General features: G+C 71.8%; 26 protein-coding genes. 14 read left to right on the top strand and 12 right to left on the bottom strand.

Annotated elements, in window-relative coordinates; translation table 11 throughout:
• Positions 1-40 precede the first annotated feature (40 nt).
• The 3 genes from ACGFI9_RS29770 to mshB all read right to left on the bottom strand — a co-directional run bounded on the left by ACGFI9_RS29770 (position 41) and on the right by mshB (position 2,007).
• Entirely contained in the window at positions 41-505 is a 465-nt protein-coding gene (locus ACGFI9_RS29770) for a hypothetical protein (RefSeq protein ID WP_393183158.1), read from the bottom strand.
• An 87-nt stretch (positions 506-592) separates the two neighbouring features.
• A complete protein-coding gene (locus tag ACGFI9_RS29765; protein ID WP_393183156.1) occupies positions 593-1,066 on the bottom strand; it encodes a hypothetical protein in 474 nt (157 codons plus the stop codon).
• 17 nt (positions 1,067-1,083) lie between these two features.
• A complete protein-coding gene (gene mshB / locus ACGFI9_RS29760) occupies positions 1,084-2,007 on the bottom strand; it encodes an N-acetyl-1-D-myo-inositol-2-amino-2-deoxy-alpha-D-glucopyranoside deacetylase (protein WP_393183154.1) in 924 nt (307 codons plus the stop codon).
• A gap of 86 nt (positions 2,008-2,093) precedes the next feature.
• On the opposite strand from mshB, the gene ACGFI9_RS29755 reads away from it, so the two are divergent.
• Positions 2,094-4,238: a prolyl oligopeptidase family serine peptidase gene (locus ACGFI9_RS29755; RefSeq protein ID WP_393183152.1), complete on the top strand. Its 2,145-nt coding sequence runs from the start codon at positions 2,094-2,096 to the stop codon at positions 4,236-4,238.
• A 72-nt stretch (positions 4,239-4,310) separates the two neighbouring features.
• Here ACGFI9_RS29755 and ACGFI9_RS29750 read toward each other — a convergent pair whose 3' ends face one another.
• The 5 genes from ACGFI9_RS29750 to ACGFI9_RS29730 form a co-directional block, all read right to left on the bottom strand.
• Complete coding sequence (locus ACGFI9_RS29750) at positions 4,311-6,047, bottom strand: ABC transporter substrate-binding protein (protein ID WP_393183150.1); 1,737 nt, start codon at positions 6,045-6,047, stop codon at positions 4,311-4,313.
• A gap of 105 nt (positions 6,048-6,152) precedes the next feature.
• The gene (locus ACGFI9_RS29745) at positions 6,153-7,139 is read right to left on the bottom strand and encodes an ABC transporter permease (RefSeq protein ID WP_393183149.1); all 987 of its coding nucleotides are present in this window, start codon (positions 7,137-7,139) and stop codon (positions 6,153-6,155) included.
• A gap of 13 nt (positions 7,140-7,152) precedes the next feature.
• The gene (locus ACGFI9_RS29740; RefSeq protein WP_393183147.1) at positions 7,153-8,160 is read right to left on the bottom strand and encodes an ABC transporter permease; all 1,008 of its coding nucleotides are present in this window, start codon (positions 8,158-8,160) and stop codon (positions 7,153-7,155) included.
• A complete protein-coding gene (locus ACGFI9_RS29735) occupies positions 8,157-9,257 on the bottom strand; it encodes an ABC transporter ATP-binding protein (protein ID WP_393183145.1) in 1,101 nt (366 codons plus the stop codon). The genes ACGFI9_RS29740 and ACGFI9_RS29735 overlap by 4 nt, the downstream gene beginning before the upstream one ends.
• On the bottom strand, positions 9,254-10,357 hold the full coding sequence (locus ACGFI9_RS29730; RefSeq protein WP_393183143.1) for an ABC transporter ATP-binding protein: 1,104 nt from the start codon (positions 10,355-10,357) through the stop codon (positions 9,254-9,256). Before ACGFI9_RS29730 ends, ACGFI9_RS29735 begins: the two co-directional genes overlap by 4 nt.
• Positions 10,358-10,595: 238 nt before the next feature.
• Between ACGFI9_RS29730 and ACGFI9_RS29725 the strand changes: the two genes are divergently transcribed.
• From ACGFI9_RS29725 to ACGFI9_RS29700, 6 genes are all read left to right on the top strand, one after another.
• Entirely contained in the window at positions 10,596-11,144 is a 549-nt protein-coding gene (locus ACGFI9_RS29725; RefSeq protein ID WP_393183141.1) for a Uma2 family endonuclease, read from the top strand.
• Positions 11,145-11,177: 33 nt separating this feature from the next.
• Positions 11,178-12,614 carry a TldD/PmbA family protein gene (locus tag ACGFI9_RS29720; protein ID WP_393183139.1) on the top strand — a complete coding sequence of 479 codons (1,437 nt, stop codon included), beginning with the start codon at positions 11,178-11,180 and terminating at the stop codon, positions 12,612-12,614.
• A complete protein-coding gene (locus tag ACGFI9_RS29715) occupies positions 12,611-14,029 on the top strand; it encodes a TldD/PmbA family protein (protein WP_393183137.1) in 1,419 nt (472 codons plus the stop codon). The genes ACGFI9_RS29720 and ACGFI9_RS29715 overlap by 4 nt, the downstream gene beginning before the upstream one ends.
• Before the next feature lie 256 nt (positions 14,030-14,285).
• The gene (locus ACGFI9_RS29710) at positions 14,286-15,092 is read left to right on the top strand and encodes a hypothetical protein (RefSeq protein WP_393183135.1); all 807 of its coding nucleotides are present in this window, start codon (positions 14,286-14,288) and stop codon (positions 15,090-15,092) included.
• Positions 15,093-15,103: 11 nt separating this feature from the next.
• A complete protein-coding gene (locus tag ACGFI9_RS29705) occupies positions 15,104-17,017 on the top strand; it encodes a fumarate reductase/succinate dehydrogenase flavoprotein subunit (protein WP_393183134.1) in 1,914 nt (637 codons plus the stop codon).
• Positions 17,017-18,087: a succinate dehydrogenase/fumarate reductase iron-sulfur subunit gene (locus ACGFI9_RS29700; protein WP_393183132.1), complete on the top strand. Its 1,071-nt coding sequence runs from the start codon at positions 17,017-17,019 to the stop codon at positions 18,085-18,087. The genes ACGFI9_RS29705 and ACGFI9_RS29700 overlap by 1 nt, the downstream gene beginning before the upstream one ends.
• 82 nt (positions 18,088-18,169) lie before the next feature.
• Here ACGFI9_RS29700 and ACGFI9_RS29695 read toward each other — a convergent pair whose 3' ends face one another.
• Positions 18,170-18,610 (bottom strand): (deoxy)nucleoside triphosphate pyrophosphohydrolase, encoded by a 441-nt coding sequence (locus ACGFI9_RS29695; protein WP_393183130.1) that lies wholly within the window; start codon positions 18,608-18,610, stop codon positions 18,170-18,172.
• A 184-nt stretch (positions 18,611-18,794) separates the two neighbouring features.
• Here ACGFI9_RS29695 and ACGFI9_RS29690 point away from each other — a divergent pair, with 184 nt between their 5' ends.
• Genes ACGFI9_RS29690 through ACGFI9_RS29680 form a run of 3 tightly spaced genes read left to right on the top strand, consistent with a single transcriptional unit; the run spans position 18,795 to position 20,270 of the window.
• Positions 18,795-19,103 carry a 4a-hydroxytetrahydrobiopterin dehydratase gene (locus tag ACGFI9_RS29690; protein WP_393183128.1) on the top strand — a complete coding sequence of 103 codons (309 nt, stop codon included), beginning with the start codon at positions 18,795-18,797 and terminating at the stop codon, positions 19,101-19,103.
• A 33-nt stretch (positions 19,104-19,136) separates the two neighbouring features.
• Positions 19,137-19,499, top strand: coding sequence for a PH domain-containing protein (locus ACGFI9_RS29685; RefSeq protein WP_393183126.1), 363 nt, complete (start codon positions 19,137-19,139; stop codon positions 19,497-19,499).
• A gap of 18 nt (positions 19,500-19,517) precedes the next feature.
• The gene (locus tag ACGFI9_RS29680; protein ID WP_393183124.1) at positions 19,518-20,270 is read left to right on the top strand and encodes a class I SAM-dependent methyltransferase; all 753 of its coding nucleotides are present in this window, start codon (positions 19,518-19,520) and stop codon (positions 20,268-20,270) included.
• On the opposite strand, the gene ACGFI9_RS29675 is transcribed toward ACGFI9_RS29680, so the two are convergent.
• Complete coding sequence (locus ACGFI9_RS29675; protein ID WP_393183122.1) at positions 20,258-20,707, bottom strand: hypothetical protein; 450 nt, start codon at positions 20,705-20,707, stop codon at positions 20,258-20,260. The genes ACGFI9_RS29680 and ACGFI9_RS29675 overlap by 13 nt on opposite strands.
• 106 nt (positions 20,708-20,813) lie before the next feature.
• On the opposite strand from ACGFI9_RS29675, the gene ACGFI9_RS29670 reads away from it, so the two are divergent.
• Together ACGFI9_RS29670 and ACGFI9_RS29665 are read left to right on the top strand one after the other, a co-directional pair.
• Positions 20,814-21,521 carry a vancomycin high temperature exclusion protein gene (locus ACGFI9_RS29670; protein WP_393183121.1) on the top strand — a complete coding sequence of 236 codons (708 nt, stop codon included), beginning with the start codon at positions 20,814-20,816 and terminating at the stop codon, positions 21,519-21,521.
• 113 nt (positions 21,522-21,634) lie between these two features.
• Entirely contained in the window at positions 21,635-21,763 is a 129-nt protein-coding gene (locus tag ACGFI9_RS29665) for a hypothetical protein (protein WP_393183119.1), read from the top strand.
• A gap of 81 nt (positions 21,764-21,844) precedes the next feature.
• On the opposite strand, the gene ACGFI9_RS29660 is transcribed toward ACGFI9_RS29665, so the two are convergent.
• Positions 21,845-22,489 carry a hypothetical protein gene (locus ACGFI9_RS29660; RefSeq protein WP_393183117.1) on the bottom strand — a complete coding sequence of 215 codons (645 nt, stop codon included), beginning with the start codon at positions 22,487-22,489 and terminating at the stop codon, positions 21,845-21,847.
• A 143-nt stretch (positions 22,490-22,632) separates the two neighbouring features.
• Here ACGFI9_RS29660 and ACGFI9_RS29655 point away from each other — a divergent pair, with 143 nt between their 5' ends.
• The gene (locus ACGFI9_RS29655; protein ID WP_393183115.1) at positions 22,633-23,412 is read left to right on the top strand and encodes a SigE family RNA polymerase sigma factor; all 780 of its coding nucleotides are present in this window, start codon (positions 22,633-22,635) and stop codon (positions 23,410-23,412) included.
• The gene (locus ACGFI9_RS29650; protein ID WP_393183113.1) at positions 23,409-24,479 is read left to right on the top strand and encodes a hypothetical protein; all 1,071 of its coding nucleotides are present in this window, start codon (positions 23,409-23,411) and stop codon (positions 24,477-24,479) included. Before ACGFI9_RS29655 ends, ACGFI9_RS29650 begins: the two co-directional genes overlap by 4 nt.
• Before the next feature lie 302 nt (positions 24,480-24,781).
• Here ACGFI9_RS29650 and ACGFI9_RS29645 read toward each other — a convergent pair whose 3' ends face one another.
• The gene (locus tag ACGFI9_RS29645) at positions 24,782-25,504 is read right to left on the bottom strand and encodes a low temperature requirement protein A (RefSeq protein WP_393183364.1); all 723 of its coding nucleotides are present in this window, start codon (positions 25,502-25,504) and stop codon (positions 24,782-24,784) included.
• Between the last annotated feature and the right edge of the window lie 158 nt (positions 25,505-25,662).

The raw sequence follows: 25,662 nt of genomic DNA, 5'->3' as shown, positions 1-25,662 counted from the left end.
TGGCCCCGGAACCGCCACGCCGGCGAGCCGGCGGCCCGCCTCAGCGGCGGACCACCTTGCGCGGCTTCGCCGCCTTCAGCTCGGCGTACCGCTTGAGCTGCTGGGAGCGGTAGTCCTTGCCGAGCGCGGTGAGGGTCAGGAAGCCCACCAGCACCCCGGCCAGCGTGGCGGCCAGGTAGAGCCAGATCTGGGCGAAGAAGAGCCCCGCGCCGCCGCCGAACGGGTTCTCCCCGACCAGCAGCGGACCGACGAACACGGTCAGCGCCAGCGCCACCGCCACCGCCGCGCCCAGGTCGGCGGCCCACCGGCCCACCGGCCGGTCGCCGCCCCAGCGGAACGCCATCACGGCGAGGACCAGCCCGATCACCACGAACATCAGCCAGGAGACCCGGTCCGCGGCGGCGTCGTCGTCCGGGAAGCCGAATCGGATGACCAACCGGGCCGCCACGTTGACCACGAACAGCGCCGCCGCCAGCACGCCGATCGCGCGCCACCGCTCCTTCATCGCACGCCTCCCGCCGTACGCCCGCCCCGACGGCGGACTCTCCTGGCAGGAATATGTACCACCGCGAGCTGTGCGCCGTCTGCACCCTCACCGCGCGGCCGGTGGCAGCACCAGTTGCCGGAAGCCCACCACGGCGAAGGTGACCGCGCCCGCCACCACCAAACCCAGGCCCAGCACGTTGTCACCGGTGAGCGCGAGATCCCCCTCGGTGGTCCGGAAACCGCCCGCGACGATCACCACGAACCAGGGCAGGCCGGCCAGCGCCGCCGCCCACCGGGTGCCGACGGCGGCGTGCGCGAACCAGCCGAGCAGCACGGTCAGCGCGACCACCCCGGCGACCCCACCCAGCGCGGCGGAACCGCCCACCAACGTCTTGGACAGGCCGTCGGACTGGCCCTTGACCAGCTCCCAGGCCCCGGTGGCGAAGATCAGCTCCAGCACCGCGGCGAGCACACCCGCCCAGACCGCCACCACGCCACCGGCGACCCGCAGCGCGACGCCGAGCGCCGGCCGCGGCCGCTCGGGCGGCGCGGCCGGCTGCTGCTCGGGGGCGACCGACATCGGTACGGCCGGCAGCGTCACCGGAGGCCGGCCGCCGCGACCGGGGACCGGTCCGGCCCGTCCAGCGCCAACCCGGCGAAGAGGTCGTCCTCCCAGCCGTACGGGCCGTTGCCCGGGCCCTTCTCGCCGACCGCGAGGGTGAAGTACTCCACGCCCATGAACTCGGCGCCGAAGTTGCCGGCGATCGAGTAGAGCCAGGAGGTGGCCGGGATCTGGGTGGCGTGCGCCCGCATCGCCGCCTCCTTGGCGGCATGGTGCTCGGTGGCGTCGATCCGGGCGGCGATCTCCGGGTCGGGGGTGCCGAAGGGCAGCTCGTCGGCGCTCTCGATGCCTGCGAAGGGGTTGTCGGAGGTCTCCACGAAGTGGTTCAGCCCGGCCTCCAGCACGCTGCGCGGCATGGCCGTCCAGTAGACCTTGGCCGGCGCGATGCCCTCCTCGTCGGCCAGCTGATGCGCCCGCATCGCGACCCGGTGCGCCTGGATGTGGTCCGGGTGGCCGTAGAAGCCGTTCGGGTCGTACGTGATCATGACCTGCGGGCGGACCTGGCGGATGACCGCCACCAGGTGGCCGGCGGCCTCGTCGAGGTCGGCCTGCCAGAAGGCCCGGGGGTGCTCGTTGGTGGCGAGGCCCATCATCCCGGAGTCGCGGTACCGGCCGGCGCCGCCGAGGAAGCGGTGGTCGGTGACGCCCAGCGCGGCGCAGGCGGCGGCCAGCTCGCCGATCCGGTACCCGCCGAGCTGGTCTGCCTCGGCGGCCGCGAGCTGGGCCAGCTCCGGTACGTGGATCTCGCCCTCCTCCCCCAGCGTGCAGGTGACCAGGGTGACGTGGGCGCCGGTGGCGGCGTAGTGCGCCATCGTCGCGCCGGTGCCGATGGACTCGTCGTCGGGGTGCGCGTGGACCAGCAGGAGGCGTCGATCGGGCAGCGTCGTCACGACCGTCACTCTAACCGGCGGTCCTGTCCCACCAAGGGTTACGCGTCCCCGCAGGTCGGCCACATCACGCCCGGGCCGAGCCTACGATCCGAGGCGTGGACTTTCCCGAGCTGGCCGCCCGTACCCGTCGGTTCAGCCACGGGGCGCCGCGCGCCGTCTCCGTCGCGGACGACGGCTCCCGGGTGGTCTTCCTGCGCTCCTCCGGGCCGGAGGACCCGGCCGACGCGCTCTGGCTGCTCGACGTCGCCTCCGGCGAGGAGCGGCTGGTCGCCGACCCGGGAGTGCTGCTCGGGTCGGACGGCGATCCGGCGGCGCTGGCGCCGGGTGAGCGGGCGCTGCGCGAGCGGCTGCGGCTGGCCTCCGCCGGCATCGGCTCGTACGCCCTGGACGCGGCCGGCCGGGTGGCCGCGTTCGCCCTGGCCGGCCGGCTGTTCCGGGCCGACCTGGTGCACGGGGACGTGGTCGAGGTGGCCGCGGTCGGCCCGGTGATCGACCCGCGCCCCGACCCGACCGGCGAGCGGCTGGCGTACGTCACCGACGCCGCCGAGGGGGTCCGCCGGGGCCAGTTGCGGGTGGTGGAGCCGGACGGCACGGACAACCTCCTCGCCGGCGAGGACAGCGGCGTGACCTGGGGGCTCGCCGAGCACATCGCGGCCGAGGAGTTCCACCGGTACCGGGGCTACTGGTGGGCGCCGGACGGGCGCTCGGTGCTGGCCGCCCGGGTCGACGAGTCGCGGCTGGTCCGGTGGCACCTGCACGACCCGGCGGACCCGGAGAGCGCGCCGACGACGGTCGCGTACCCCCGGGCGGGCGGCCCGAACGCGGAGGTCAGCCTGCACCTGCTCGACCTCGACGGCGGCTGGGTCGACGTGCACTGGGACCGGGAGACCTATCCCTACCTGACCTCGGTGAGCTGGGCGGACGGCGGGCCGCTGATCACCGTGCTGCGCCGCTCGCAGCAGCACGGCCTGGTGCTCGCGGTGGATCCGCGTACCGGGGAGACCCAGGTGCACGCCGAGCTGGCCGACCCGCGCTGGGTGGAGCCGATCCCCGGCACCCCGGCGCACCTGCCCGACGGCCGGGTGCTGGTCGGCGGCGAGCTGGCCCACGACGGGTACGACGCCCGCTGCCTGTTCGCCGACGGCACGCTGCTCACCCCGCCCTCGCTCTACGTGCGCCGGGTGGTGGGGCGACTGCCGGCCGGCGGCGGCGCCCCGGCGGACCTGCTGGTGGAGGCGAGCGAGGGTGAGCCGAGCCAGCGCCACCTCTACCGGGTCCGGACGGTGATCGGCGGCGGGGTGGACGCCCGGCGGATGGGCAGCGACCCGGGCTGGCACACCGCCGCGATCGGCGGCGCGACCCTGGTGGTCGGGATGGCCTCGCTGGAGCTCGCGGGCACCTGCTGGCGGGTGTGGCACGGCGACCGGGAGGTGGGCGAGCTGCGCTCGCTGGCCGCGAACCCGCCGTACGCGCCCCGGCCGCTGCTGGTCCGGGTGACCGACCGGCGGCTGCCGAGCGCGGTGCTCTACCCGACCGACCACGTGAAGGGCACGAAGCTGCCGGTGCTGCTGGACGTCTACGGCGGTCCGGGCCACCAGGAGGTGGTCGCCACGCGGGCCGCCTGGCTGGAGCGGCAGTGGTGGGCGGACCGGGGGTTCGCGGTGGTGACCGTCGACAACCGGGGCACCCCGGGCATCGCCCCGTCGTTCGAGAAGGCCATCCACCGGCGGCTGGCCGACGTGATCCTGGCCGACCAGGTGGACGCGTTGACCGCGCTCGCCGGCAAGCACCCGGACCTGGACCTGGCACGGGTGGCGGTACGGGGCTGGTCGTTCGGCGGCTGGCTGGCCGGGCTGGCGGTGCTCCGCCACCCGGAGCTGTTCCGCTGCGCGATCGTCGGCGCCCCGGTCACCGACTGGACCCTGTACGACACCGCGTACAGCGAGCGCTACCTGGGCATGCCGGACGACGGGATGGACGTCTACGCCCACCACTCGCTGGTGGAGCTGGCCGCCGAGCCGGTCGGCGACCCGGCGCAGGCCCGGCCGATGCTGCTGGTGCACGGGCTGGTCGACGACAACGTGGTGGCCGCGCACACGCTGCGGCTCTCGGCGGCGCTGCTGGCCGCCGGTCGGCCGCACGCGGTGCTGCCGCTGACCGGGGCCAGCCACATGGCGGCCGGCGGGGTGGCCGAGCGCCTGCTCCGGCTGGAGCTGGACTTCCTGCGCCGGCACCTGTGAGAGCCCGCGCCCGCAACGGGGAAGGCCCCGGTCGACGCCGTTGTCGACCGGGGCCTCCAGCTCACTGCCGGGTCACTGCTTCACGTAGGCGTTGATCAGTGCCGGGTAGCCGAAGATGCTGGACAGGTAGATCCCGCCCACCTTCGAGCCGTGCAGGTAGTAGCCCTGCTCGACGAAGAGCGGCACGGCCGGGGCCAGCTCGGTCATGATCCGCTTGTCCAGCTTGGCCCACTCCGGGCCCTGGTCGGCGGCGGGCATGGCGAGCACCCGGTCGAACTCCTTGTTGATGGCGTCGCTGTTGACGTACGAGGTGTTGCTGTTGTTCTCCGCCTTGATGGCGCGGCCGTCGTAGAGCACCGGAAGGATCGCGGCGCCGCTGGGCCAGTCGGCGGCCCACTGGTCGGTCCAGATGTCGTACGGGTTGTTCTTCTTGCCGACCTCGTCGAGCTTGGCGTCGGTCGGGATCATCTTGACGGTGATCTTGAAGCCGGCCCGCTCCAGGTTGGTCTTGAGCTGGGTGGCCAGCTCCGGCGAGTCGTCGCTCATGCCGAGCACCAGCTCGGGGGTCTTGCCGGCGAGCAGTTCCTTGGCCTTCTCCGCGTTGCCGTTCGGGCCCGCCGGGTAGGCGTCGTAGTTCTGCCAGCCGATGGTCGACGGCGGCATCAGGGTGGTGACCGCCTTGGCGCTGGCCTCACCGCCGTACGCCTTGATGAAGCCGTCCCGGTCGATCGCGTAGTTCAGCGCCTGCCGGACCGACAGGTCGGTGACCCGCTGCGTGTTGATGGTGAGCCGCCACAGGCTCGGGGTCTGGCCGCGCACCGACCGCTGCTGGAGGGTCGCGTCGCCGGTGACCCGGGCGACCAGCGAGGAGGGCACACCGTTCCAGGCCAGCGCCGCCTGGTCGTCACCGTTGTCGGCGATCACCCGGTTGGCGCCCGCCTCGGCGTCCGGACCGAAGGTCCAGACGATCTTGTCCGGGTACGCGTGCCGCACCGGGTCGGTCTTCGGGTCCCAGTTCTCGTTCCGCTCCATGACCACCTCGACACCGGCAGTGTTCTTGGTGATCTTGTACGGCCCGGAGGAGAAGGGCTGGTTGTCCAGGTTGACCCCGGTGTCCTTCTCCGGCTTGAGCGGAGCGGTGTACGGCAGCGACGCGGCGAACGGCAGGTCGCAGTGCGGCTTGGCGAACTCGAACTTCAGCGTCTTCGCGTCCGGCGTGCTCAGGCCCGGCGGGAGCGAGGTCTTGTTCGCCTTGAAGTTCCACTTGGTGTCGTACTGCGGGTCGTTGGCGAGCCACTCCTGCAGGTAGGTCGGGCCGCCGGTGAGGTCGGGGTCGAAGGAGCGGGCGATGCCGTACGCGATCTCCTTGGAGGTGATCGGGCTGCCGTCCTCGAACTTCACCCCGTCCTTGATCTTGAATTCCCAGACCTTGCAGTCCTTGTTGACGTCCGTGCCCGGAGTCTCGGCGAGGTCACCGACCAGGGTCACCTTGCCGGAGCCGTCGTCCTTGAACGTGGTCAGGAAGCGGGCGTACAGCGGGGCGTTCATCAGGCCGGCGAACGAGTAGACCCGCTGCGGGTCCATGTGCGAGATCTTGGTCTCGCGGATCACCCGGAACGTGCCGCCCTTGGCCGCGCCCGGGACCTCGGGGGCCGGGCCCAGCGAGTCCTTCGGGTCGGTGGCGATCGTTCCGCTCTGCACCCGGTCGGCGCCGGTGTTGCCACCGGTGCCCTTGTTCTCACTGCACGCCCCCATCACCACGAGCAGTGCGAGTGCGCCGCCCGCGGCGGTTGCCCTCTTCAGGCGCATCTGCGCCTCCTCCCTGTCTGGAGCCTCGTCAGACGACGTAGGAAAACTACGGTTTGTGTAACAGAGGGCGGTGGATTTCTCCATGCCCTGACCGGGGCCGTTGCGCTATCGCAACCGGACCCGGGGATCGATGGCGGCGTACAGCACGTCGACCACGATGTTGGCGACCACGATGAAGACCGCCGAGATCAGCACGGTGGCCATGATGGTCGGCAGGTCGCCCGAGCGGACCGCGTCCACCGCGGTCCGACCGAGCCCCTGGATGCCGAAGGTGGTCTCGGTGATCACCGTGCCACCGAGCGCGCTGCCCACGTCCAGGCCGGCGATGGTGACGATCGGCGTGATCGCCGCGCGCAGCGCGTGCCGCCCGTACACCTTGGGTTTGGCCAGGCCCTTGGCCCGCGCGGTGCGGACGAAGTCCTCCGACAGCGTCTCCAGCATCTGCGCCCGGGACAGCCGGGCGTAGATCGCGGAGAAGAGGAAGGCCAGACAGATCCAGGCCAGGACGAGCCCGCTGGCCCACTTCACCGGGTTGTCGAAGATGGAGGTGTAGCTCGGGACCGGCGTGATCCGCAGGTTGTACGTGAAGATCAGCAGCAGCACCGCGCCGACGAAGTAGAGCTGCATCGAGGCGCCGGCCAGCGAGAAGCCGATGGCCAGCCGGTCCAGCACGGTGCCGCGTTTCAGCGCGGATATCATGCCCAGCCCGACGCCGAGCACCAGCCAGAGCACCGCCGCCGGGATGACGATGCTCAGCGTCACCGGCAGCACCCGGGCGAGGGTGTCGGTGACCGCCTCGCTGTTGACGTACGAGTAGCCGAGGCAGGGGGCGTCGCACCGGCCGCCCTGCGAGCTGCCCAGGTCGCGCCCGGTGACGATGCCCTTCATGTAGTTCGCGTACTGCTCCGGCAGCGGGTCGCTCAGGCCCAGCTCCTGCCGGACCCGCTCCAGTCGTTCCGCGTTGCAGTTCTTCGGGCACATGCCACTGACCGGGTCACGGGGCAGCCCGAAGAACATCAGGAAGCTGAGCACGCTCACCGCGAAGAGGGTGAGCACCGCGGCCAGCAGCCGGCGTACCAGGAATCGCGTCATGACAGTCCACCGCCTACCGGGACGACTTCGGGTCGAGCGCGTCACGCAGCGCGTCGCCGAGCAGGTTGAAGGCGAGCACGAGCACGAAGATCGTGACGCCGGGGAAGAACACGTACGCCGGGTCGGTCTGCAGGTACGGGATGCTCTGGAAGATCATCCGGCCGAAGTCGGCGGTGGGTTCGAGGATGCCGATGCCGAGGAAGGACAGCGCCGCCTCGCCGGTGATGTACTGCGGCACGGCCAGCGAGAAGGCGACCAGGATCGGCGCCCAGAGGTTGGGCAGGAGCTGCCGGAAGAGCATGTGCCCCAGCCCCGCGCCGCTGGCCCGGGCCGCCTCCACGAACTCCCGTTCGCGTAGCGAGATCACCTGGCCGCGGACCAGCCGGGCCGTGCTCGTCCAGCCGAACGCGGCGAAGATGGCGATGAGCACGGCCACCTGGAACGCCGGCGGCACCTCCTCCCGGGGCCCGTAGAAGCGCAGCGAGGCGGTCGGCACCACGGCGAGGGCGAAGATGAGGAACGGCAGGGCCAGCGCCACGTCGGTGATCCAGCTGATCACCGTGTCGACGAGCCCGCCGAGGAAGCCGGCGAGGATGCCGGCCGCCACGCCGATGGCGGTGGTGACCAGGGCGGCGGCGAACGCGATGAACAGCGACGTGCGCAGGCCGTAGACCATCCGGATGAAGATGTCCCGGCCCAGCCGCGGCTCCAGCCCGAACCAGTGGTCGCCGGTGATCCCGCCGACGTAGCCGAGCGGCATGCCGTTGCCGTCCAGGAGCTGCTGGAACTGCTCGTTCGGGCCGACCCCGTACAGCTTGGAGACCAGCGGCGCGGCGAGCGCGAGCACGGTGAGGAACACCAGCACTCCGGCGCTGACCATCGCCGTGCGGTCCCGGCGCAGCCGGGCCCAGGCGAGCTGGCCGGGTGACCGGCCGACGATGCCCTTCTCGGCGGTGGTCACCGGGTCGGCGGCCGGCTCCAGCTCCGCGCGGGCCGCACCCTCGACGGGAGACAGGCTCACTGTGCCTCCTCAGTTCGCGACTGCGGGGCTCGCAACACCGGCTCACTCCTCGCGCTCACGGCGGACACCTCCAGCGACTCGCTGCTCCCGGCACCCACCGGCCCGCTTCCCGGCTCCGCGCCGAGCGTTCCCGTTTCAGGGAAGTGGCAGGCGGTGAGCTGCCTGCCGCCGTCCCGGGTGACCAGCGCGGGCTCCTCCTCGGCGCACCGGTCCTGCGCCTTCCAGCAGCGGGTGCGGAAGCGGCAGCCCGACGGGGGGTTGAGCGGGGTGGGCACGTCCCCGGTGAGCCGGATCCGGCCGGCCGGCCCGAGGGTGGTGACGTCGGGGATGGCGGACAGCAACGCCCGGGTGTACGGGTGCTGCGGCCGCTCGTAGATGTCGTCGCGGTCGCCGATCTCGACGATCTTGCCGAGGTACATGACGGCGACCCGGTGGCAGAAGTGGCGGACCACGGCCAGGTCGTGGGCGATGAACACGAAGGCCAGGCCGAGGTCGCGTTGCAGGTCCCGCAGCAGGTTGATGACCTGCGCCTGGATCGAGACGTCCAGCGCGGAGACCGGCTCGTCGGCGACGATCAGCTTCGGGCGCAGGGCGAGGGCGCGGGCGATGCCGATGCGCTGGCGCTGCCCGCCGGAGAACTCGTGCGGGTAGCGGTTGTAGTGCTCCGGGTTCAACCCGACCAGTTCCAGCAGCTCCTGCACCCGCTTCTTGATGCCGCCGGGTGGGTCGATCCCGTTGACCTGCAACGGCATGGCGACGATCCGGCCGACGGTGTGGCGCGGGTTCAACGACGCGTACGGGTCCTGGAAGATGATCTGAAGGTCCTGCCGCAACGGCCGCAGCGCGCGCCGCCCCAGGTGGGTGATGTCCCGGCCGTCGAACTCGATGCTGCCGGCGGTCGGTTCGAGCAGCCGGACCAGCATCCGGCCGGTGGTCGTCTTGCCGCAGCCGGACTCCCCGACCAGGCCCAGCGTCTCGCCGGGCCGGACGTCGAAGTCCAGGCCGTCGACCGCGCGGACCGCCCCGCTGGCACGGAACCCGTCACGGACCGGGAAGTGCTTGGTCAGGCCCCGCACCTTCAACAGCGGCTCGGTCATTGGGCGACTCCCACCTGGGCGATGTCCTGCTGGTAGAGCCGGGTGCGCTCGGCGGCCGGCAGGTGGCAGGCGACCAGGTGCCCGGCCTCCCCCGCCGGGCCCAGCTCCGGCACCTCGGTGCGCGACCGGTCGCCGTTGCGGCCGGCGTACCGGCAGCGCGGGTGGAAGGCGCAGCCGGACGGCAGGTTGATCAGCGAGGGCGGGTTGCCCGCGATCGGGACCAGGTCCGCGTCGGCGTCGCCGTGCAGCGACGGCACGCTCGACAGCAGACCCCAGGTGTACGGGTGCTGCGGTCGCCGCAGCACCTGCTCCACGCTCCCGTGCTCGACCGCCCGGCCGCCGTACATGACGAGGACGTCGTCGGCCACCTGGGAGACCACCCCCAGGTCGTGGGTGATCAGGATGATCGCCGAGCGGAACTCCTCCTGCAGGTCGGCCAGCAGGTCCAGGATCTGCGCCTGCACCGTCACGTCCAGCGCGGTGGTCGGCTCGTCGGCGATCAGCAGGTCGGGGTCGTTGACCAGGGCCATCGCGATCATCGCCCGCTGCCGCATGCCCCCGGAGAACTCGTGCGGGTACTGGTCGTACCGCTTAGCCGGCTGCGGGATCCCCACCCGCCCCAGCATGTCGACGGCTCTGGTGCGCGCCTCCCGCTTGCCGGCCTTCGGGTGGTGCACCCGGTACGCCTCGGCGATCTGCCGGCCCACGGTGTAGTACGGGTGCAGCGCCGACAGCGGGTCCTGGAAGATCATCGCCATGTCCCGGCCGCGCAGCCGCCGTACCTCCTCCTCGGGCAGGCCGACCAGCTGGCGGCCGCCGACGGAGATCTCCCCGGTGATGGTCGTGCGCTTAGCGTTGTGCAGACCCAGAATCGCCAGCGAGGTGACGCTCTTGCCCGAGCCGGACTCCCCCACGATGCCGAGGGTGCGCCCGCGCTCGACCGAGAAGGACACCCCGTCGACGGCCCGGACCACGCCGTCCTCGGTGTCGAACCGCACCCGCAGGTCGCTGACCTGCAGATAGGGGCCCTCGCCGGAGCGCTGCTCCGGCACTTCGGGGCGGTCCGGTCCCCCGGACGGCACCGTCTCCGACCTGCCCATGACCGCCTCCCCCTCGGTGACGAAGAGAACCTACAGCAAACTTCTGGAGGCGAAAATAAGCTACAAACGGCGGCCTGTCAGCGGCCACAGCGTAACGACTAGGTTTCCGACCTGAACAGTCCTCACCTGGACATTCGCGCTTGTGGCTGGACATCGTCGCCGCGTCGTCGCACGTGAGGTGCGACCATGGGTGCGGCGACCAAGTGAAGATTCCCGCCGGCACGAGGTGGAGGTGACCATGACTGCGGCGGTGTTCGACCACGACGGACCGTGGACCGAAGAGGAGTACCTCGCCCTCGGCGAGACGCAGCAGCGCGTCGAACTCTTCGACGGGAGCCTTCACGTGACGCCAGCCCCCACGCCACGGCACCAGCGGATCTCACGCAAGCTCGGCAACATTCTCGAGGCGGCCGCCGAAGCCGTGGGGCTGGAACTGCTGGAGGCGGTGAACGTGCGGCTCCGGCCCGGCCGCGTCCCCATCCCCGACCTCGTCGTCACCGAGCCGGTCGACCTCGACGAACTCATCATCGAAGCGGGTGCGGTCCGGCTGGTCTGCGAGATCATCTCGCCGAGCAACGCCGCCACCGACAAGGTGCTCAAGATGCACTACTACGCCGCCGCCGGCATCGGGTGGTACCTGCTCGTCGAGCAGGAGAACGGCACGCTGCACCTGTACCGGCGGCAGGGCCGGCACTACCGGGAGCTGTCAGTGACGAAGCCGGGCGAGGTGCTGGAGCTTCTTGAGCCACTCCGGGCGAGGATCCGGCCAGAGGATCTCGTCCCCTGACGGATGCCGGTCGGCTCGCCTAGGGTCGGGCGCATGACGGAGTTCGACGCGGCTGCCGCCGCCGTCCAGGCCGCCCTCGACGCGGGAGCCCGGTACGCGGATGCCCGGGTGATGCACCGCCGCTACGAGTCGATGTCGGCGCGCAACGGCGACATCGAGGAGCTGACCCAGGACGAGAGCATCGGGCTGGGCGTCCGGGCGCTGGTCGGGTCGAGTTGGGGCTTCCACGCCGTACCGGAGTTGTCGGACGCCGCGGCGCGCGAGGCCGGCCGGCGGGCCGCGGCGACCGCCACCGCGAGCGCGCGGGTCCCCGGCCCGGCGGTCGACCTGGTCCCGGTCGGGGCGGCGGTGGCGAGCTGGGCCTCGGCCTGCGACGTGGACCCGCTCGGCGTGCCGCTCTCCGACAAGGGCGACCTGCTGGTCCGGGCCACGGAGACCATGCGCGCGCACGGCGCCGACCTGGCCGAAGGGCTCTACCAGATCTGGGACACCGCGAAGTGGTTCGTCTCCAGCGAGGGGCACCGGATCGACCAGCGGATCCGGGAGTGCGGCGGCGGCATCTCGGCCACCTCGATCGGCGACGGCGAGACCCAGCGCCGCTCCTATCCGAGCTACCGCGGGCAGTACGGCACCACCGGCTGGGAGCTGGTCACCTCGCTCGACCTGGCCGCGCACGCCGCGCGGATCGCCGAGGAGTCCCGCGAGCTGCTCACCGCCCCGGAGTGCCCGGCCGGCGAGACCGACCTGATCCTCGGCGGCGAGCAGCTCGCCCTGCAGATCCACGAGTCGGTCGGGCACGCCATCGAGCTGGACCGGATCCTCGGCTGGGAGGCCGCCTTCGCCGGCACCTCCTGGCTGGACCTGAGCCGGCTCGGCTCGCTGCGCTACGGCTCCGAGCTGATGAACATCACCATCGACCCGACCATCCCCGGCGCGCTGGGCAGCTTCGGCTTCGACGACGAGGGCTCCCCGGCGGTCCGGCGGGACGCGGTCCGCGCCGGCCGCTGGGTGGGGGTGCTCGCCGGCCGCGACTCGGCCGCCGTCGCCGGTCTCGGTTACGGCGGCAGCGTACGGGCGGACGGCTGGGCCCGGCTGCCGATGGTGCGGATGACCAATGTGGGCCTGGAGCCCGGCCCGCACACCCTCGACGAGATCATCGACGCCACCGACGACGGGGTGCTGATGGACGTCAACCGCTCCTGGTCGATCGACGACAAGCGGCTCAACTTCCAGTTCGGTTGCGAGATCGGCTGGGAGGTGAAGAAGGGCCGGCGGGGGCGGATGCTGCGCAACCCGACGTACACCGGAATCGGGCCGGTCTTCTGGCGCTCGATGGACATGCTCTCCGCGGAGATCGTCCCGTGGGGCACACCGAACTGCGGGAAGGGGCAGCCCGGCCAGGTCGGGCACACCGGCCACCCGGCCGCCCCGGCCCGCTTCCGCAACGTACGGGTGGGGGTGCGGGCATGACCGAGCTGGACCTCGCCGGCCGCGTGGTGGAGCTGGTCCGCCGGCTCGCCGGGCCGGACGCGCAGGCCGAGGTGGTGGTGACCCGGTCCGAGCTGGCGCTGACCCGGTTCGCCAACTCGTTCATCCACCAGAACGTCGCCGAGTCGGGCACCACCGTCCGGCTGCGGCTGCACGCCGACGGGCGCACCGCGGCGGGCGGCGGCAGCCTGGTCGACGCCGCCGGGCTGACCGCGCTGGTCGAGCGGACCCTGGCGGCCGCCCGGCTCTGCCCGCCCGACCCGGCCTGGCCGGGGCTCACCCCGCCCGCGCCGGTCCCGCCGGCCGCCGTGTTCGACGAGGCCACCGCGTACGCCCCGCCGGACGAGCGGGCCACCCGGGTGCGCGCCTTCGTGGACGCGGTCGAGGGGCTGGAGGCGGCCGGCTACTGCCGGACGGCGTACCGGTCGGGGGCGTTCGCCAACTCGGCCGGGCACTCGGCGGTAGGGCGGACGGCCGAGGCGGCGATGGACGGCATCGCGCGCACCGGCGGGGCGGACGGCGTGGCCCGGCTCTGCGCCGACCGGCTCGCCGACCTCGACGGCGCGGCGCTCGGCGCCCGGGCCGGGGCGAAGGCGCGGGCCGCGGCCGACCCGGTGGAGCTGCCCCCGGGCCGGTACGAGGTGGTGCTCGAACCGGCCGCCGTCGGCGACCTGCTACAGAACCTGGCCTGGTACGGCTTCAACGGCAAGCGGTACACCGAACGGCAGTCCTTCGCCGAGCCGGGCGGGGCCCAGTTCGACCCGGCGGTGACCCTGGTGGACGACCCGCTGCACGGCTCCGGGCTGCCGTACGACCTGGAGGGCACGCCCCGCCGGGCGTTGCCCCTGGTCGAGGCGGGCACCACCCGGGCGGTGGCGCACGACCGGCGCAGCGGTGCCGAGGCGGGCACCGGGTCGACCGGGCACGGGATGGTCGGCGGGTCGACGTTCGGCCCGATCCCGCGCAACCTCCGTCTCCTGCCGGCGGCCGACGCCGCGACGGGCGGCCCGACCGGCGGCGGGCCGCTGGCGGCCGAGCAGGTGAGCGGCGGGGTCACCGGGGCGGTCGCCGACCCGGACACGGCCGCGCTGGTGGGCGGGATGACTCGTGGCCTGCTGGTCACCGACTTCTGGTACACCCGGGTGCTGGACCCGAAGCGCCTGGTCATCACCGGGCTGACCCGCAACGGGGTCTGGCTGGTGGAGGACGGCGTGCCGACCCGGGCGGTCCGCGACTTCCGGTTCACCGAGTCGTACCCCCGGGCCCTGGGCCCGGGCCGGGTGCTCGGGCTGGGCCGCATCCCCGTGCGGCAGCCGGACCGGGTGGACGGCGCCTGGTGGGAGGGCCCGCCGGTACGGCTGGGCTCGTGGAACTTCACCGGCGGCGCCTCGGGCTGACCGGCCCGCCGCGTCCCCCGCCCCAGATATTGATCATGGCTTGGGTCTTTCCAAGCACCGGGACACACGGGACACTGCGTTGCGCGGCCGGGCCGCGAAGATCGGCGTAACGTGTGTCACTTAGCTGCGTCGGTTTCGCCGACGCGGTCGTTGGTGTGCGCAAGACGTGGCAGTGGACGCGGTCTCGCCGGTCCACTGACCGGTACGGAAGGTGATCCGCCGCCCTCGCGAGGGCGCCGTCAGGGAGACGACTCGAATGACATCAACGGCAACGAGGCCGCACGGGGCGCGGGCACGCGCCGCGATAGCGGCGAAGACGTTGCGGACCGACCGCTGGTGGTTCGCGCCACTGATCACCGTCGTCGGGCTCAGCGCCTGGGTCATCTACGCGACGGTCCGGGTCTTCATGCACAAGTGGTACTGGGTGGACCAGTACCACTACCTCACGCCGTTCTACTCCCCCTGCGTGACCGACCGGTGCGTCGAGGGCTCCTCGCACTTCGGCAGCTTCCTGCCCGGCTGGTGGATCATCCCGGACGCGGCACTGACCCTGCCGTTTCTGCTGCTGTTCCGGCTGACCTGCTACTACTACCGCAAGGCGTACTACCGGTCGTACTGGCTGTCGCCGCCGGCCTGCGCAGTCCCCGACGGGCACAAGGCGTACAGCGGTGAGACCCGCGTCCCGCTGCTCGGCCAGAACCTGCACCGCTACTTCTTCTACGCCGCCGCGATCATCTCGATCATCAACACGTACGACGCGATCTACGCCTTCCACTCGCCCAAGGGCTTCGGCTTCGGGCTCGGCAACCTGATCCTGATCGGCAACGTGGTGATGCTCTGGGCGTACACCATCTCCTGCCACTCCTGCCGGCACATCATCGGCGGCCGGCTGAAGCACTTCTCCAAGCACCCGGTGCGCTACAAGGCCTGGACCGGGGTGTCCTGGCTGAACGTCCGGCACATGCAGCTCGCCTGGATCACCCTCGGCACCCTGGCGCTCACCGACTTCTACGTCATGGCGGTCGCGGCCGGGTGGTTCAACGACCTGCGGTTCATCAACTGAAGGCCCGGGACATGACTGAGACGCGAATCGAACGACACCACTACGACGTCGTCGTGATCGGGGCCGGCGGCGCCGGCCTGCGCGCGGCGATCGAGGCCCGGCTCGCCGGCAAGAAGACCGCGATCATCTCCAAGTCGCTCTTCGGCAAGGCGCACACCGTGATGGCCGAGGGCGGCGCCGCGGCCGCCATGGGCAACGTGAACCCGCGCGACAACTGGCAGGTGCACTTCCGGGACACCATGCGCGGCGGCAAGTTCCTCAACAACTTCCGGATGGCCGAGCTGCACGCGAAGGAGGCGCCGCAGCGGATCTGGGAGCTGGAGACGTACGGTGCGCTCTTCGACCGCACCAAGGACGGGAAGATCTCCCAGCGGAACTTCGGCGGCCACGAGTACCCCCGGCTCGCGCACGTCGGTGACCGGACCGGCCTGGAGCTGATCCGCACCCTCCAGCAGAAGATCGTCTCTCTCCAGCAGGAGGACAAGCGGGACCACGGCGACTACGAGGCCCGGATCAAGGTCTTCGCCGAGACCACCATCACCGAGCTGCTGCTCGACGGCGACCGGGTCGCCGGCGCCTTCGGCTACTACCGGGAGTCCGGCGAGTTCGTCCTCTTCGAAGCCCCGGCGGTGGTCCTGGCGACCGGCGGGGTGGGCCGCTCCTACAAGGTCACCTCGAACTCCTGGGAGTACACCGGGGACGGTCACGCGCTGGCGCTGCGCGCCGGGGCGACTCTGATCAACATGGAGTTCCTCCAGTTCCACCCGACCGGCATGGTCTGGCCCCCCTCGGTGAAGGGCATCCTGGTCACCGAGTCGGTCCGCGGCGACGGTGGGGTGCTGAAGAACTCCGAAGGCAAGCGGTTCATGTTCGACTACGTCCCGGACGTGTTCCGCAAGCAGTACGCGGACAACGAGGCCGAGGCGGACCGCTGGTACAAGGACCCGGACAACAACCGGCGTCCGCCCGAGCTGCTCCCCCGCGACGAGGTCGCCCGCGCGATCAACAGCGAGGTCAAGGCCGGTCGGGGTACGCCGGCCGGCGGCGTCTACCTGGACATCGCCTCCCGGCTGCCGGCCGAGGAGATCCGCCGCCGCCTGCCCTCGATGTACCACCAGTTCAAGGAGCTGGCCGACGTCGACATCACCAAGGAGCCGATGGAGGTCGGCCCGACCTGCCACTACGTGATGGGTGGTGTCGAGGTGGACCCGGACTCCGGGGCCGCGTACGGCACCGTGCGCGGGCTCTTCGCCGCCGGTGAGGTCTCCGGCGGCATGCACGGCTCCAACCGGCTCGGCGGCAACTCCCTCTCCGACCTGCTGGTCTTCGGCAAGCGGGCGGGCGGCCACGCGGCCTCGTACGCCGACCAGCTCGCCGCCCGCCCGAAGGTGTCGGTGGCGGCGGTGGAGGCCGCGGTGGAGACGGCGCTGGCGCCGCTGCAGCGGGACACCGGGGAGAGCCCGTACACCCTCCAGCAGGACCTCCAGGCCGTGATGGGGAATCTGGTCGGCATCATCCGGCGGGAGGGCGAGCTGGTCGACGCGCTGAGCAAGCTCGGCGAGCTGCGCGAGCGGGTGGCCAAGGTGAGCGCGTCCGGCGGCCGGCGCTACAACCCCGGCTGGCACCTGGCGTTGGACCTGCGCAACATGCTGGTGGTCTCGGAGTGCACCGCGAAGGCCGCCCTGGAGCGGCAGGAGTCGCGCGGCGGGCACACCCGGGAGGACTACCCGGGGATGGACCCGAAGTGGCGGCAGGTGAACCTGGTCTGCGCGCTGGACGGCGACACGGTCCGGCTGACCCAGAAGCCGCTGCCGAAGATGCGCTCGGAGCTGATCCAGCTCTTCGACCGGGCCGAGCTTTCCAAGTACCTGACCGACGAGGAACTCGCCGAGTTCGACGCCCTCGCTGAGGAGGCGGGCAAGTAATGGGGACCAAGCGACAGTTCCGGATCTGGCGGGGCGACGAGACCGGCGGGGACCTCCAGGACTACACGGTCGAGGTCAACGAGGGCGAGGTCGTCCTCGACGTGATCCACCGCCTCCAGGCCACCGACGCGCCGGACCTGGCGTGCCGGTGGAACTGCAAGGCGGGCAAGTGCGGCTCCTGCTCGATGGAGATCAACGGCAAGCCGCGGCTGAGCTGCATGACCCGGATGTCGACGTTCGAGGAGGAGGAGACCGTCACGGTCACCCCGCTGCGGACGTTCCCGGTGATCCGGGACCTGGTCACCGACGTCTCGTTCAACTACGAGAAGGCCCGGGAGACGCCGGCGTTCGCGCCGCCGGCCGACGTGGCCCCCGGCGACTACCGGATGCAGCAGGTGGACGTCGAGCGCTCGCAGGAGTTCCGCAAGTGCATCGAGTGCTTCCTGTGCCAGAACGTCTGCCACGTGATCCGTGACCACGAGGAGAACAAGCCCGCGTTCTCCGGTCCCCGGTTCTTCATCCGGGCCGCCGAGCTGGACATGCACCCGCTCGACGCGAAGACCGACCGCAAGGAGTACGCGCAGGCCGAGATGGGCCTCGGCTACTGCAACATCACCAAGTGCTGCACCGAGGTCTGCCCCGAGCACATCAAGATCACCGACAACGGGATCATCCCCATGAAGGAGCGGGTCGTCGACCGCAGGTACGATCCCCTGGTGTGGCTTGGTAGCAAGATCTTCCGGAGGGGTCAGGTGCCTCAGACCAGCGTGACCAGCGGGCATTCCAGCGGCGCCGTGACCGCCAACCCCGCTCACAGCGGGGTGCACTCGCACGCCGGTGGCTCGCACGACACGCGGGCCGAGACGCAGGCGCAGCAGGGCGTCAACTGGCACCGCGAGGTGCCGCACCCGACCGCCCCGGCGGTGGACGCCAACGGCAAGCTCCCGCTGACCGAGCTGACCTTCGACCGGGCCGCAGCGCCGTCGCCGTTCGGCGACGACGTGGCCTTCCCGCTGCCGCCGGAGCACCTCAACTTCGCTCACCCGCAGCAGGACGAGCCGAAGCACTGAGCAGCACGGACACGACGACGGGGGCCGCGGCGGATGCCGCCGGCCCCCGTCCCGTTTCCGCCCCGGTGTCCGGCTCTCCCGCTCAGACCTTGCCGAGCAGGGGGCGCAGCGCCGCGACGACCGGCGCGTCGGCGGGGAGCCAGGGCACGCTGTCGAGTTCGGCGGCGGAGAGCCAGCGCAGCTCGGAGTGCTCGAGGGCCTTCGGCTGGTCACCGTGGAGGAGGCGGGCCACGTACACCCGGAGAACGGATCGTCCGTGCGCCATCCGGACGTCGCGGCCGACCCGCGCGCCGATCTCCACGCGTACGCCGAGCTCCTCGGCGCACTCGCGGATCAGCGCGGCGACCTCGCCCTCGCCCGGCTCGACCTTGCCGCCGGGAAACTCCCAGCGGCCGGCCACCTCGGGCGGCGCGGAACGTGCGCAGGCCAGCACCCTGCCGTCCGCGATGATCGCCGCCCCGACGACCACCTTCGGTTCCCGCCGTTCGGTCTGCCCGTTCCCGCTAACCCGTTCGGTCCGCACGGCCGTCCAGGGTGCCAGATCAATCGGCGGTTTGGGTACCTGAGGCCGACGTCAGGCCAACAGAACACGGAAGTGTGGGCGTGGACACACCATCCGCGCGACGACAGACTAGAGAGCGTCTACGAGGACACGGGACGGCGACGATTTGGCCACAAGCCGGCAACGACGCCTGGGAGGTGCGGTGATGCGCGTGCTGTTCAACAGCCGGTCAAAGCACGACTACCTCAGCGACGCCCTCGCCCTGCTGTCCGGGTGGACCCGCGAGGGTGAGCAGATCCGCCGCACCCTCGTCCTGGACGACACCCAGCACGCCGCGCTGACCGAGCGCGTCGCGGTGGTCGCGGACGCGTTGCGGCTGCGCCCCGAGATCAGCCGCCGGGCCGACCGTACGCAGATCAAGGTGGGCCACGGCGACGGCGAGCCGCTCACCGAGGGCGAGGTCCTGCTGGCCGCCCGCATCGAGGACGCGGTCCGCGCGGTCACCGAGCCCTGAGCGGGCTGGCACACCCCACCTACCGTCGGGTGCATGGCCACTCCGACGTACGACCGCAGGGAACAGTTCCAGCAGATCCAGAGCGGCCTCCTACCCGGCGAACAGATCATCGCCGTCTACGACGCGATCGGCACGGGCACCGGGTTCATCGGCCTGACCGACCGGCGGGTGATCATCCAGGACCGCTCCTTCGTCGGCAAGAAGTACGCCATCACCAGCATCCCGTACTCGAAGATCACCAGCGTGAGCGTGGTGAGCAACAAGTCCTGGGGCGGGTCGTTCTTCTCCACCGGCGCGATCGCCATCCACGTCGGCACGCACACCTACGAGATCGAGTTCCGGGGCGCGCAGAAGAGCCACCACGTCCACAACGTGATCCTCCACCACATCTCCTGACCGCTACCCTGACCGGTCGTGACGGCACGGCTGGCGGCGATCTACGACGTGGAGAACCCGTGGGGGCGCGACGACAAGTTCTTCCTCCGCCTCGCGGCGGAGACCCCGGCGGCCCGCGTGGTCGACCTGGGCTGCGGCACCGGGCGGCTCACCCTGGCGCTGGCCGCCGCCGGCCACGCCGTCACCGGAGTCGAGCCGGCGCGGGCGGCCCTGGCCGCGGCCCGCGTCAAGCCGGGCGCCGAGCGGGTGACCTGGGTCGAGGGCACCGCCGCCGACCTGCCCGACGCCGCTCATGACCTGGCCGTGCTGACCAGCCACGTGGCGCAGGAGATCCGGGACGACGCCGAGTGGGCCGCCACCCTGGCCGCGCTGCGCCGGACCCTGGTCGACGGGGGCCGGCTGGCGTTCGACTCCCGCGACCCGGCGGCCCGCCGCTGGGAACGCTGGAACCCGACCGACTCCCGCCGCCGTCTCACCCTGCCCGACGGCACGGTGGACGCCTGGACCGAGCTGACCGAGGTACGCGACGGGCTGGTCAGCTTCCTGCACCACTACCTCCTCCCCGACGGGGAGGAGCTGCGCAGCCCGGGCACGCTGCGGTTCCGGACCGAGGTGGAGCTGCGGGCGTCCCTGGCGGCCGCCGGCTTCACCGTCGAGCGGATGTACGGCGGCTGGGCCGGGGAGCCGGTCGGGGCGAGCGACGACGGCGAGCTCGTCGTCGTCGCCCGAGCGCCCGCCGGGCGACCGGGCCGGGGCGCTCAGCGGCGGTAGGTCAGCGCGAAGTCGATCGTCCAGTCGGCGCCGTCCGTCGACCTCTCCCAGCGGCCGTCGACGGTGTCCGCGCCGACCGTCGCGATCCAGCGCTGGTGGAAGCCGGGCGCGTCCCGCCACATCCGCCAGACCTGGTCGGCGAACGTCATCTGGTACACCCGGTGCACGCCCCGCGCGTCGGCGTACAGCACGCTGAACGCCTCGGTCGTGTCGTCGAGACCGATCAGCTGGGTGGTGGGCAGTGGATTGTTCTCCCGCCACGCCTGCGGCGCGGTCTCCGGCAGCGGCTCCGCGTCGGAGAACTGCCGCAGGTACTGACCGCCCTCGACCCAGGTGAACTCCGTCCACCCGGCACCGAGGCCCTCGACCGCCGGCTGCACCGTCCACCGCCCGACCAGCACGTCGAGCCGCGCGAGCACCGGATTCCGCCGCGCCATCCCGTCCTCCTCCCGCCGTCGACGCATCCACGCTAGTCGCGATCGGACCGCCACGCCGGAACCCACGGGGCAACGTGGCCGGACACAGGCCGGGATAATCGCCCCCATGCGGGGGCGATTCAGGGCGCTCAACCGGTGGTGCGGGACGCACCGGCGGCTCCTGCGCCGCGTACTCCTCGTGGCGGCCGTCGGCGTGCTGCTGCTGGCCGGCGGGGTGGTGGGCAGCGCGGCGTGGATCCGCGGCGGCGCGGACGGCCACGTCTTCACCGAGGCCGAGGTGCCGGACGCGCCGGTAGCCCTGGTCCTGGGCACCAAGGTGGGCCCGGACGGCATCCCCTCGGCGTTCCTCGCCGGGCGGCTGGAGATCGCGCGGCGGCTGTTCGACGCCGGCAAGGTCCGCGCGATCCTGGTGTCCGGCGACAACATGAACGCCGACTACAACGAGCCCGACGCGATGCGGCGCTGGCTGGTCGACCGGGGGGTGCCGGAGCGGAAGGTGGTGCTCGACTACGCCGGCTTCGACACCTACGACTCCTGCGCGCGGGCGAAGCGGATCTTCGGCGTGGACCGGGCGACGGTGGTGACCCAGTCCTTCCACCTGCCCCGCGCCGTGTCGCTGTGCCGGCACCTCGGCATCGACGCGAACGGCGTCGGCGACGACACCGCCCGGCGGTACGCCCAGCGCTGGTGGATCAGCTCCACCCGGGAGTACGCCGCCTGCGTGAAGGCGGCGGTGGACGTGCTCTCCGGCCGCGATCCCGTCCACCTCGGCCGCCACGAGACCGGCGTCGACGACGCCCTCCGTGACGGCTGACGAGGCGCGTCCGGGCCCCGCTCACTCGCGGTGTCCTAGGGTGAGCCGGCGGGCACACGGCCCGTCGTGGTCAGCCCGGAGCAGGCAGCGCCGGCCGCCGGGCAGCCGCGCGGATGCCGAGCGGTAAGGAGCGCCGGTCGTTGCAGCTCGACGAGGGCGTACCGGTGCTGGAGGTCCGTGACCCGCAGGGCGGCGTCGAGGTCCTGGCGGCCGACGAGGTCGAGCTGACCCGCCCGGCCTGAACCCCGCGAGCGCTATGCCGTTCCCCCTGCCCAACTACCCGGGCAGGGACGCCCCGCACAACGCCCCGTGAGGGTTGCTGTTCAGGTCGTCCCGCCGACCGAAGAGCAGGTACGCCTCGCGCAGCGCGGCGGGCAGTGGAAGCTTGCGACGTTCACCGAAGCCCCGGAACGGGTCTGGCCAGTCGCCCTGCCGCGATCGTCCACGATGCTCCCCAGAGCAGGAAGAACGGCGACCAGAGCAGCAGGTCCCAGCGCGCCAGGTGACGAGCCAACGCGGCGCCTCGTCGCCCTCAGGTAGGACCGGATCATCGCGGCCTGAAGCCCGATCACCACGAGCCCGAGGAGGCCGTGGTACCACCGCCAGCCGACACCGATGCCGACGAAGCCGTCCAGCATCATGATCCCGGCACCGCTCGCCACGGCCAGGAACATGCCGGCCAGCACCGGCAGCATCAGTGTTCTCGGCACCCGTCTCCCCAACCGCGTGACGGTGGCGAGGGCGAGGCACGCACCGACCACGCCGGACGCGGTCGCGAGCCACTGCGCGGTGGCCGGAGCCATGAAGTCGCGGGCGTAGCGTGCGGTCTCGGCGGCCGACACCGGCGGGCCGCCCGGAAACCCGAGCCGGTGCTGCACGGCCAGAACAGCCTTCCCGGCGGCATAGCCGAGGAACAGCACCGCCATGGTGTACGCGGGCCAGCGGCGCTGGCGAGCAGAATCGTCCACAGCCGACACCGTAGGCCCGGCTCCCTGGAGGCCGACTCCAGCGAGCGAGGCAGATCGTCTACCCCTGGAGAGGGACTAGCCGGTGATGAGCGCCGCGGTGATCGCCACCACGGCGCGACCGGCTGAGTACGCCGGCTCATGCGGTGCCGGGCCGACCCGGCCAGGTGGCGTACCGGCTGCGGCTCGTCCGTACCGCCGCTGTCTTCCTCGTGCTGGCCGTCGCGCTCGGGATCCCCGGCCTTGCGATCGCCGCCGAGGCCTACCGCGACCTCCGGCCGGCACCGCCGCCGCCCGGGCCACCGGGGCACTGCGTGGAACACAGCGGCAGCGACACGCGGTGCCCGGGCGGCTGGACGGCTGGTCCATGCTTCGTCCCGCCGCCGGTGTCACGTTCGGCGGCGTCGGTGACGTTTTCAGGGCAGGAGGTGTTGCGGGTGGAGAGCTTCGACGACGTGATCGCCGCCCGGCTGCCGGCCCTGCTGAGGTACGCGGCCGTGCTGACCGGCGACCGGGACCTCGCCCAGGACGTGGTCCAGGACGCGGTGATCCGGGCGCACGCCCGCTGGGGGCGGATCGCCCGGATGGACCGGCCGGATCTCTACCTGCGCCGGATGGTGCTCACGGAATACCTGTCGCTGCGGCGACGCGGGGCGCGCCGGGCGGCGCTGGACCAGGCCCGCCGACCGGTCGAGAAACACGGCCCGGACCACGCCGTCGGGCATGCCGAGCGCGACGACCTGTGGGCCCGGATGGCGACGCTGCCGCCGCAGCAGCGGGCCGTACTGGTGCTGCGCTACTACGAGGACCTATCCGACGGGGAGATCGCCGACGTGCTCAACTGCGCCGTCTCGTCGGTGCGGGTCTACCGGGCCCGCGCCTTCGCCACCCTTCGGCTGGAGTGGGAAATGGAGGAGAGTCGATGAACGCACGACTGACCCGCGCGCTCACCGAGGGCGAGCGGTACACGCCGGACCCCGACGTGGTCCTGGCCGGGGTGCGCACGGGCATCGCCCGGTCCCGCCGCCGACGCCGGTACGCCACCGCCGGCCTCGCCGGCCTCGCCGTGCTCGCGCTCACCGGCACGGCGGTGGTGGTCGACCGCTCGGAACGCTCCTCCCCCCGCCCGGCGGGGAGCCCGGCGCCGCCAGCCGTGCCAGCGCAGGCGTGTGGACTGAGCTTCGGCTGGCTGCCGGAGGGCCTGGACGAGCCGACCCGGGACTGCGGCCCCCGGCGGCAGAGCGTCCTGTATCCAATGGCAGGCGGCCCGTACCTGGCCGTGTCGATCGACCAGTCGGCTTGGCAGGGATACGCAAAGATCAAGCCGGGATGGAAGCCCGTCACGGTCAACGGTCGTAACGGCCAGATCGTGACCCGCCGAACCCGGACGTTCATCCGGTTCCCGCTCCCGTCTGGTCACTGGGTCTTCCTCGAGTACGGCGTCGGCCAGCCGAGCGGGAAGGCGACGACAGGGCTGGCGCCGACGGCACAACGAATCGCCGAGCACATCAGCGAAGCGCCCGCGGGCTCGCTCACGGTCCCGTTCGCCCCGACGTACCTGCCCTCCGGTCAGCGCCTCGACCACATCGGACAGGGTGCCGGCGGTGCCACGGCCAGCGTGGGCTACCAGGACGGGTCGGGCCGGATCGTCGGATCGGGCACAGCCACCACGGAGGACGGGGTGGCCATCGAGAAACCGTATGTGGACACCGGCATCGGGTACGGCATCTCCTGGAGCTCCGACCCGAGGAACGTGATCAACTTGGCCGAGGCCGAGCGCGCCATGCGCACCGAGCGGACCGTCGACGTCCAGGGGAGCCGGGCCTACCTGATCAATCAGGGCGACGTGCTCGTGGTCGAGAGCTTCCACGGCGGGCAGCTGACCGTCTCGGTGAACCTCCCCATAGGCGACCCGCGGAACCACCCACCGAGGCCGAGCAACGTCAGCCAGGAACTGCTGCGAATCGCCGAGGGCGTGCGCTGGCTGGGCTGACCAGGCCGGGCGTGCCGGGTCCTCGTCGAACGACACGCCGCCGGGCTCCGCGCGCGAGCATCCGGCCCAGCGCCCAGGTGGCCAGCCCACGCCGACGCGCGGACGGCCGGATGCCGTAACCGATGTGACCGGCCCACCGCACGTAGTCGTCGCCGCCGTGCCGCAGTGCGATCCCGCCGAGCACGCGCCGGCCCACAGCCGACCCCGGTGCGCTCCCGCGAGTGGGACGCCCCTCCCCTCGGAGCGTCATGTCTGTGAGGCATATTTATGTCTCACAGACATGACGCTCTCAGGTTGTTCGTTCACCGCCCACCGGGATGCGACCAGCCGGTGCCCATCTCCGTCTCTTCGTCCGCGTGATGCATGAGGGTCTCCTCGCGCAGCCTCCTGCGCTGGCCGTCCGCGACGATGACCTCCACGACGACGAGCAGGACGCAGCAGGCGGCGAGGAGGCCGAGTGCGAGCACGGCTCTTCTCCCGTCGAGGATCGGGATCAGCGCGATCAGCAGCGCCGCCACGGTCAGGCGCGGCCAGATGATCGTTCTGAAGAGCCTGGTGATCCGCAATTGGAACGCGACGTGGCTGAGCAGGAAGAGCGCCACGCCGCCATAGAGGACGTACACGGCGAGCCCGTGCAGGGACACGAACCGGCCGGCTCCGGAACTCGTGAAAATCTTCTTCAACCCAGATGAGCCAGCCGGAGATCGGTAGCTTGACGCTGCCCAGAGTGCGGTCGGGCGGCGTGGATCTGCCAAAGGTGGTGGAACAGCCGCTGCGGCAGGATCGCCGCCGCGAACAGGAGCGCGGAGCCGCCGAGCAGTGGCATTGCGAGCACCACGCACGACCGTCCGGGTCAGGCCGAAATCAGCCCGTACCCGGTTGGCGATCCAGGCCGAGATCGACCAGGCCCACCACAGGAGGGTCAGGGCCAGCAGCCCGTTGAGCACTTCATGGGCGGTGAAATCGTCGGCCATCAGGTTGGTGACCTGGACGAAGGCGAAGACGAACACCAGGCCGAAGAACAGCTCCCACGTGGTGGACGAGGTGTTTTCCCCGACCTTCTGATCGCCGAAGGGACGGAGTCAGACGTTGAAGCGGAACTTAGAGTGGCTGTCCCGCCATCGGCAGAAACAGCATGCGACGCCTGCTCATACGGCGTCTCGGGCTTCCATCATTGATGGCT

It is taken from the genome of Micromonospora sp. NPDC048930, assembly GCF_043197935.1.
Classification (GTDB): domain Bacteria; phylum Actinomycetota; class Actinomycetes; order Mycobacteriales; family Micromonosporaceae; genus Micromonospora.
The sequence above is the reverse complement of the archived record's forward strand: the minus strand, read 5'-3'. Positions and strand labels throughout refer to the sequence as shown.